The sequence below is a fragment of the Streptomyces sp. NPDC045968 genome (assembly GCF_056430475.1).
In genome coordinates this window covers 1-6,364 of record NZ_JBWKLF010000004.1, presented here as the reverse complement: position 1 = coordinate 6,364, position 6,364 = coordinate 1, and the positions used below count along the sequence as shown (strand labels likewise).

General features: G+C 71.2%; 8 protein-coding genes. 6 read left to right on the top strand and 2 right to left on the bottom strand.

Annotated features, from left to right (window positions below; translation table 11 throughout):
* Positions 1–142: 142 nt before the first annotated feature.
* Entirely contained in the window at positions 143–568 is a 426-nt protein-coding gene (locus AC07FA_RS12940; protein WP_479075205.1) for a hypothetical protein, read from the bottom strand.
* A gap of 64 nt (positions 569–632) precedes the next feature.
* Here AC07FA_RS12940 and AC07FA_RS12935 point away from each other — a divergent pair, with 64 nt between their 5' ends.
* Complete coding sequence (locus AC07FA_RS12935; protein WP_479075204.1) at positions 633–1,340, top strand: uridine kinase; 708 nt, start codon at positions 633–635, stop codon at positions 1,338–1,340.
* Between the two features lie 172 nt (positions 1,341–1,512).
* On the opposite strand, the gene AC07FA_RS12930 is transcribed toward AC07FA_RS12935, so the two are convergent.
* Positions 1,513–2,262 (bottom strand): SigE family RNA polymerase sigma factor, encoded by a 750-nt coding sequence (locus tag AC07FA_RS12930; protein WP_479075203.1) that lies wholly within the window; start codon positions 2,260–2,262, stop codon positions 1,513–1,515.
* Between the two features lie 181 nt (positions 2,263–2,443).
* Between AC07FA_RS12930 and afsQ1 the strand changes: the two genes are divergently transcribed.
* From afsQ1 to AC07FA_RS12905, 5 genes are all read left to right on the top strand, one after another.
* Positions 2,444–3,121 carry a two-component system response regulator AfsQ1 gene (gene afsQ1 / locus AC07FA_RS12925; protein ID WP_453531292.1) on the top strand — a complete coding sequence of 226 codons (678 nt, stop codon included), beginning with the start codon at positions 2,444–2,446 and terminating at the stop codon, positions 3,119–3,121.
* Entirely contained in the window at positions 3,118–4,653 is a 1,536-nt protein-coding gene (locus AC07FA_RS12920) for an ATP-binding protein (RefSeq protein WP_479075202.1), read from the top strand. Before afsQ1 ends, AC07FA_RS12920 begins: the two co-directional genes overlap by 4 nt.
* Positions 4,650–5,291, top strand: a complete 642-nt coding sequence (locus tag AC07FA_RS12915) for a hypothetical protein (RefSeq protein ID WP_479075201.1) — start codon at positions 4,650–4,652, stop codon at positions 5,289–5,291. Before AC07FA_RS12920 ends, AC07FA_RS12915 begins: the two co-directional genes overlap by 4 nt.
* Positions 5,292–5,405: 114 nt before the next feature.
* The gene (locus AC07FA_RS12910; protein ID WP_479075200.1) at positions 5,406–5,957 is read left to right on the top strand and encodes a VanZ family protein; all 552 of its coding nucleotides are present in this window, start codon (positions 5,406–5,408) and stop codon (positions 5,955–5,957) included.
* Positions 5,958–6,048: 91 nt separating this feature from the next.
* Complete coding sequence (locus AC07FA_RS12905; RefSeq protein ID WP_479075198.1) at positions 6,049–6,252, top strand: PspC domain-containing protein; 204 nt, start codon at positions 6,049–6,051, stop codon at positions 6,250–6,252.
* Positions 6,253–6,364: the final 112 nt, after the last annotated feature.

Genomic DNA, 6,364 nt, shown 5'->3' with positions numbered 1-6,364 from the left:
TGTAGGAAAAGACTATTTGGGGGCCTTGGTGGTTTGTGGGGGTTGGGGTGTTTGTGTTTAGGGGGGTGGGGGGGTTTTCGGGGGTTCTCCCCTCCCCCCCCCCCCCCCCCCCCGCCCCCCCCCCCCCGCCCCCGTTGCCGGGTCAGCCGGTCAGCAGCCCGGTCGCCTGGCCGATCACCGGCAGGTCGCTCAGTGCGCCGCCGCTGGTCACCGGGTCGGTCAGGACGGCCGTGGTCAGCGGCTTGAAGTCGGCGATCTGGGTGCCCACCGCGTTGTCCAGCGGGTCGACGCCCGTCCCGGCCAGCGGGTCGAGCTGAAGGTCCGTGACCGGCGTGAGGCCGCCCGCGAGCGAGTAGCCGAGCGCCCCGGTCAGCGCGGGCCCGGCCGTCTCGCTCACCGCACCGAGGGTGCTGTCGGCGCCGGCGGCCGGGACGGCGGGCAGCGGCGCGGCCTGGGCGGCCGCGCCTCCCGCACCGAGAGCCGCGCCCACCGCGGTGACGGTCAGACCGGCCCGCAGCAGAACGCGGCGCCGGGTACGTGAAGGTGCGGACAGTGCGTGACGACCCATGATTTTCCCACCTGATCGAGCCTGTTTCGGTAATCGTGCGTGCGCGCAGAGTAGTTGAGGTGTGATGCTCGATACCAACAGGACCTCCGAGGGGTCCCCTGCGCGGGTCAATGCCTCACACTTCTGTTCTGTGAATCCCCAATCGATCCCGACCCGCGTCGTGCTGCTCGCGGGCCCCTCCGGTTCAGGAAAGTCCTCCCTGGCCGCCCGTACCGGACTGCCGGTGCTGCGCCTGGACGACTTCTACAAGGAGGGTGACGACCCGACACTGCCGGTGGTCGCGGGCAGCACGGACATCGACTGGGACTCCGTGCGGTCGTGGGACGCGGACGCGGCGGTCGCGGCCGTCTCGGAGCTGTGCCGCACGGGGCGTACGGACGTGCCGGTGTACGACATCGCCACGAGCGCCCGCGTCGGCCACGAGGCGTTCCACATCGAACGCACGCCCTTGTTCGTGGCCGAGGGCATCTTCGCGGCGGACATCGTGGAGCGCTGCCAGGAGCTGGGCCTCCTGGCGGACGCGCTCTGTCTGCGCGGGCGGCCCTCGACGACGTTCCGGCGGCGGCTGCTGCGCGATCTGCGGGAGGGCCGCAAGTCGGTGCCGTTCCTGCTGCGGCGCGGCTGGCGGCTGATGCGGGCCGAGCGGCGGATCGTGGCCCGGCAGGCGGCGCTCGGCGCGTATCCGTGCGGCAAGGAGGAGGCGCTGGGGCGGCTGGCCGCGGCGGCTGCGGGACGGTGCCGCCGGGCGACCGCGGGGCGCGGGGCCGCGTAGCGCGTGCGGACTGGGCCGGCGCCCGCGAGCCGAAAGGTGCGGACGCCCGAGCCCCCGTACACGCGAACGGGGCCGGACAGGACCCCCTGGCCCGTCCGACCCCGCTGCGCCTGCCCCCGTACCGCCGCCTCCCCCGAAGCCGCGGCCCTTTCCCCCGTTTCCCCCCGTCGCCTCAGGCCACCAGCTCGCCGAAGGACTCCTCCTCGTCACGGCCGAAGCTGAGGACCTGGTCCTCGCGCAGCCGGCGGAGCGACCGCCAGATGCTCGACTTCACCGTGCCGACACTGATGTCGAGGATGGACGCGATCTCCGGGTCGGTGCGGCCCTCGTAATACCGCAGGACCAGCATCGTGCGCTGGAGTTCGGGCAGCCGCGCGAGCGCCTGCCAGAGCACCGCCCGCAGTTCCGTACCGCGCATCGCGTCCGTGTCGCCCACCGTCTCCGGCAGCTCCTCGGTCGGGTATTCGTTGAGCTTGCGCCTGCGCCAGGCGCTGATGTGCAGGTTGGTCATGGTGCGGCGCAGATATCCGCCGACCGCCGCCTTGTCACTGATCCTGTCCCACGCCCGGTACGTCGAGAAGAGGGCGCTCTGCAGCAGGTCCTCGGCCTCGAACCGGTCGCCGGTCAGGTGATAGGCGGTTGCGTACAGGGAGGCGCGGCGCTCCTGGACGTAGGCCGTGAACACCGCTTCGGCGTCCTCGGTCCGCGCCGCGGGCGTCCGCTCCCCCGTGACCTCCCCGTACGCGCTTCCCCCGTTGCCCCCGAGGGGCGTGTCAACCACCGTCATGTACGACGGATGCTGACGCCCGGCGCTTCGAAGGCACCCCCGCCCTCCCACGCCGGACTTCTCCGGACCCCGCCCGACGTCGTGGAGACGCGTGACAACTGCGCTCGTCGAGCCGGTGCTGTGCGTTGCGTTCATCTCGCGCCCCCCGTCGGTGGAGTCGGTTGGTTCCATGTGTCAACGAGCTTGCCCGGGCAGTTTCATCGCGCTGTCCCCCGACTGTCACAGCCGTGTCACAGGGCCGCTCCCGGGCGTGCCGGAACCGCGAGAGCCGTCCAACTGTCGAACTGAGGCACCACCATGGGCCAGAATGACCCCCGTGCCTTTCCTGTTGCTGATCGAGGACGACGACGCCATCCGCACGGCTCTCGAACTCTCGTTGTCACGCCAGGGCCACCGAGTGGCCACTGCGGCGACGGGAGAGGACGGCCTGAACCTGCTGCGAGAGCAGCGGCCGGACCTGGTCGTGCTGGATGTGATGCTGCCCGGGATCGACGGTTTCGAGGTGTGCCGGCGCATCCGCCGCACCGACCAGCTGCCGATCATTCTGCTGACCGCGCGCAGCGACGACATCGACGTCGTGGTGGGACTGGAGTCCGGCGCGGACGACTATGTGGTGAAACCCGTGCAGGGCCGGGTGCTCGACGCCCGTATCCGCGCGGTGCTGCGCCGGGGGGAACGCGAGTCCACGGACTCCGCGACCTTCGGCAACGTGATCATCGACCGCTCCGCGATGACCGTCACCAAGGACGGTGAGGATCTTCAGCTCACCCCGACCGAGCTGCGGCTGTTGCTCGAACTGAGCCGCAGGCCCGGTCAGGCGCTCTCCAGGCAGCAGTTGCTGCGCCTGGTGTGGGAGCACGACTACCTCGGTGACTCCCGGCTCGTGGACGCCTGTGTCCAGCGCCTGCGCGCGAAGGTGGAGGACGTGCCGTCCTCGCCGACCCTGATCCGTACCGTGCGCGGAGTGGGCTACCGGCTGGACTCGCCTCAGTGAGTGAACCCGCGAAGCGGACCGTGCTCACCGGTCTTCGCTGGACCAGTCTGCGACTGCGGCTCGTCGTCGTGTTCGGACTGGTGGCGCTGACGGCGGCGGTGTCCGCGTCGGGTATCGCGTACTGGCTCAACCGCGAGGCCGTGCTGACGCGTACGCAGGATTCGGCACTCGGCGACTTCCGCCGCCAGATGCAGAACCGTGCGGCCACCCTGCCCACGCCTCCCACCAGGGACGACCTGCAGAACGCCGCCGTACAGATGGCGAGCAGCAGTCCCGGCTACCACGTGCTGCTGGTCGACGAGCACGAGGGCAAACCGATCGTGGGCTACTCGGACCTGGACTCCTTCACGCGGCAGGACGTACCGGCCTCGTTGCAGAGGCAGGTGGGCAAGAAGCAGCCGATGACGTCGGGCAACACCTTCGAGTACCACCTGTTCTGGCAGCGGACGAGCATCGGCGGCAGGCCGTACCTGGTGGCCGGGACGAAGATCATCGGTGGTGGTCCGACCGGCTACATGCTGAAGTCGCTCGACCAGGAACGCCAGGATCTCAACTCCCTGGCCTGGTCGCTGGGGATCGCGACCGCCCTGGCGCTGGTCGGCTCGGCCCTGCTCGCCCAGGGTGCGGCGACGACCGTGCTGCGCCCCGTGCAGCGGCTGGGCGACGCGGCCCGCAAGCTCGGCGAGGGCAAGCTCGACACCCGGCTCGTGGTGTCCGGCACCGACGAACTGGCCGATCTCTCCCGTACGTTCAACAGGACCGCGAGCGCACTGGAGAAGAAGGTCGCGGACATGAGCGCGCGGGAGGAGTCCAGTCGCCGGTTCGTCGCCGACATGTCGCACGAGCTGCGGACCCCGCTGACCGCGATCACCGCCGTCGCCGAGGTGCTGGAGGACGAGGCCGACAGCCTCGATCCGATGATCGCTCCCGCGGTGCACCTGGTGGTCAGCGAGACCCGCAGGCTGAACGATCTGGTGGAGAACCTGATGGAGGTGACCCGCTTCGACGCGGGTACGGCCCGTCTCGTCCTCGACACGGTCGATGTCGCCGACCAGGTCACCGCGTGCATCGACGCCCGGGCCTGGCTGGACGCGGTGGATCTGGACGCCGAGCGCGGCATGATGGTGCGGCTCGATCCGCGCCGGCTCGATGTGATCCTGGCGAATCTGATCGGCAACGCGCTCAAGCACGGCGGTTCGCCGGTACGGGTGGCGGTGCGGACCGTCGGCGAGGAACTGGTCATCGAGGTACGCGACCACGGCCCCGGCATCCCCGAGGACGTCCTGCCGCACGTCTTCGACCGCTTCTACAAGGCGAGCGCCTCCCGGCCCCGGTCCGAGGGCAGCGGGCTCGGGCTGTCGATCGCCATGGAGAACGCGCACATCCACGGCGGAGACATCACGGCCGCGAACTCGCCGGACGGCGACGGCGCGGTGTTCGTCCTGCGGCTGCCCCGCGATGCCGAGCGGCTGACCTCCGAGGCCGGGGAGCACGGCACGGAGGACCTGAACGAGGAGGGCGGGGCGACGTGACGAGCGGCGAGCGTGCGTACGGCGCACACCGCACCGGGCGCGCGCGGCGGGCCGGCCGGGTGCTGGCCGCCGTCCTGGCGGGAGTGGCGCTGACCGCCGGGTGCGGGATCAGGTCGACGTCGGTGCCGGTGGACGCGGGCGCCGCGCCGTCCCGGGTGCCGTGCCGCACCCCGGCCCATGACGTCACCGCGCAGGCCCTGGAGGAGATCGAGGTCCAGGTGTATCTGGTCTGTGCCTCGCAGCTGGTGATCGTCAACCGTTCGGTGCGGCTGGACGCTTCGGAGCCCGACCGTGTCCGCGTCGCGCGGGTGCTCCTGGACGAGTTGCAGAAGGAGCCGGAGGCCGACGAGCGGCAGGCCGGGTTCTCCACCGGCGTGCCCGCGGGTCTGCGGGTCGCCGCGGGCCGCGACGGCGATCCGGCGGGCACCCTGCGTCTGAACGAGCAGCCCGAGGACCTGCCGGCCGAGGCGCTGGCACAGCTCGTGTGCACGTACGCGGACAGCGAGACGCTGGTGACCGGGGGGACGGTCGTACTCGGTGGCCCGGGGGCCTACGCGCCACGGGGCTATCTGTGCACGTCGGAGACGAAGACCCGGCCGGGCGACGTGCCCACGCTCGGCGCGCTGGAACTGCCCTGACGCCGGGCGTGCCGTGGTCCTGAGCCCTCCCTGAAGTGCTGGTACTTCCCGGCCCCTGAGCACTTCCTGCGACAGCGCGGAACCGATCCTGCCGGTCGTGGCGTCTTGGGGAGCGTGCGTCAAGGTTCGGACGGCCAAGCCGTCATCCGCTTCCGCGCGGCGGGGGTACTCCTCCTCCTCGCGCATCTGCTGATCGTCGGGTGGCTGACCCTGCGCCCCCTGGATGTGGCGTGGGTGACCGCCGCGAATTTCCAGCCGCTGGCCGGTATCAAGGCAGATCTGGCTCTCGGCCCGGTCGAGGCCGCGCACCGGTTCGGTGCGGGGCTTCTGCTGCTGGCGCCGCTCGGGGTGCTGCTGCCGATGGCCGGGGGCCGGCTGTTCGTGTCCCCGTGGGCCTCGCTGGCCCGTACCGTCGCGGCCGGGGCACTGATCTCGCTGGCCATCGAGCTGGCGCAGACCGGGGTGCCGGGGCAGGTCGTCGACGTCGACTCGCTGCTGCTGAACACCGTCGGCGTGACGCTCGCGCACCTGCTGGTCGTGCCGGTCTGCCGGGCGCGGCTGAGGCGTGGGCTGCAGGCCGGGCCGGGAGGGGACGCGGCCCGACTTCGGGAGGAGGCGTCTCAGGGCTCGACCCCGACGATTTCCAGGGTCGGTATGGCCCCGTAGAGCGACGCTTTGCACCCCTTCGCGGAGTCACTATGGATACATCGGGAGCACAACAGGAAGTGTTCCCCGTCGGTTCGCGAAGGAGCCCACCATGGCCGCACTTGTCCGCCCCCGTGAAGGACGCATGATCGGTGGAGTGTGCGCAGCGCTGGCACGGCGCTTCGGCATCTCCGCGGGGACGATGCGCGTGATCTTCGTCGTGTCGTGTCTGCTCCCCGGCCCCCAGTTCCTGCTCTACCTGGCGCTGTGGCTGCTGCTGCCGTCGGAGAAGACCTCGGCCGCGACGGCCTGGTGACCAGCGGGACCACGGGGGTGACACAGGTGGGGGGGGGGGGGGGGGGGGGGGGGGGGGGAACCACCGCATTGGGGGTGGTGGGTGGCTACCAAACCAAACAGCCACACCCCCC

Excerpts from the sequence above, each read along its gene's own strand:
- AC07FA_RS12940 (WP_479075205.1), bottom strand. The coding sequence starts at position 568 with ATGGGTCGTCACGCACTGTCCGCACCTTCACGTACCCGGCGCCGCGTT.
- AC07FA_RS12935 (WP_479075204.1), top strand. The coding sequence starts at position 633 with ATGCTCGATACCAACAGGACCTCCGAGGGGTCCCCTGCGCGGGTCAAT.
- AC07FA_RS12930 (WP_479075203.1), bottom strand. The coding sequence starts at position 2,262 with ATGAACGCAACGCACAGCACCGGCTCGACGAGCGCAGTTGTCACGCGT.
- AC07FA_RS12905 (WP_479075198.1), top strand. The coding sequence starts at position 6,049 with ATGGCCGCACTTGTCCGCCCCCGTGAAGGACGCATGATCGGTGGAGTG.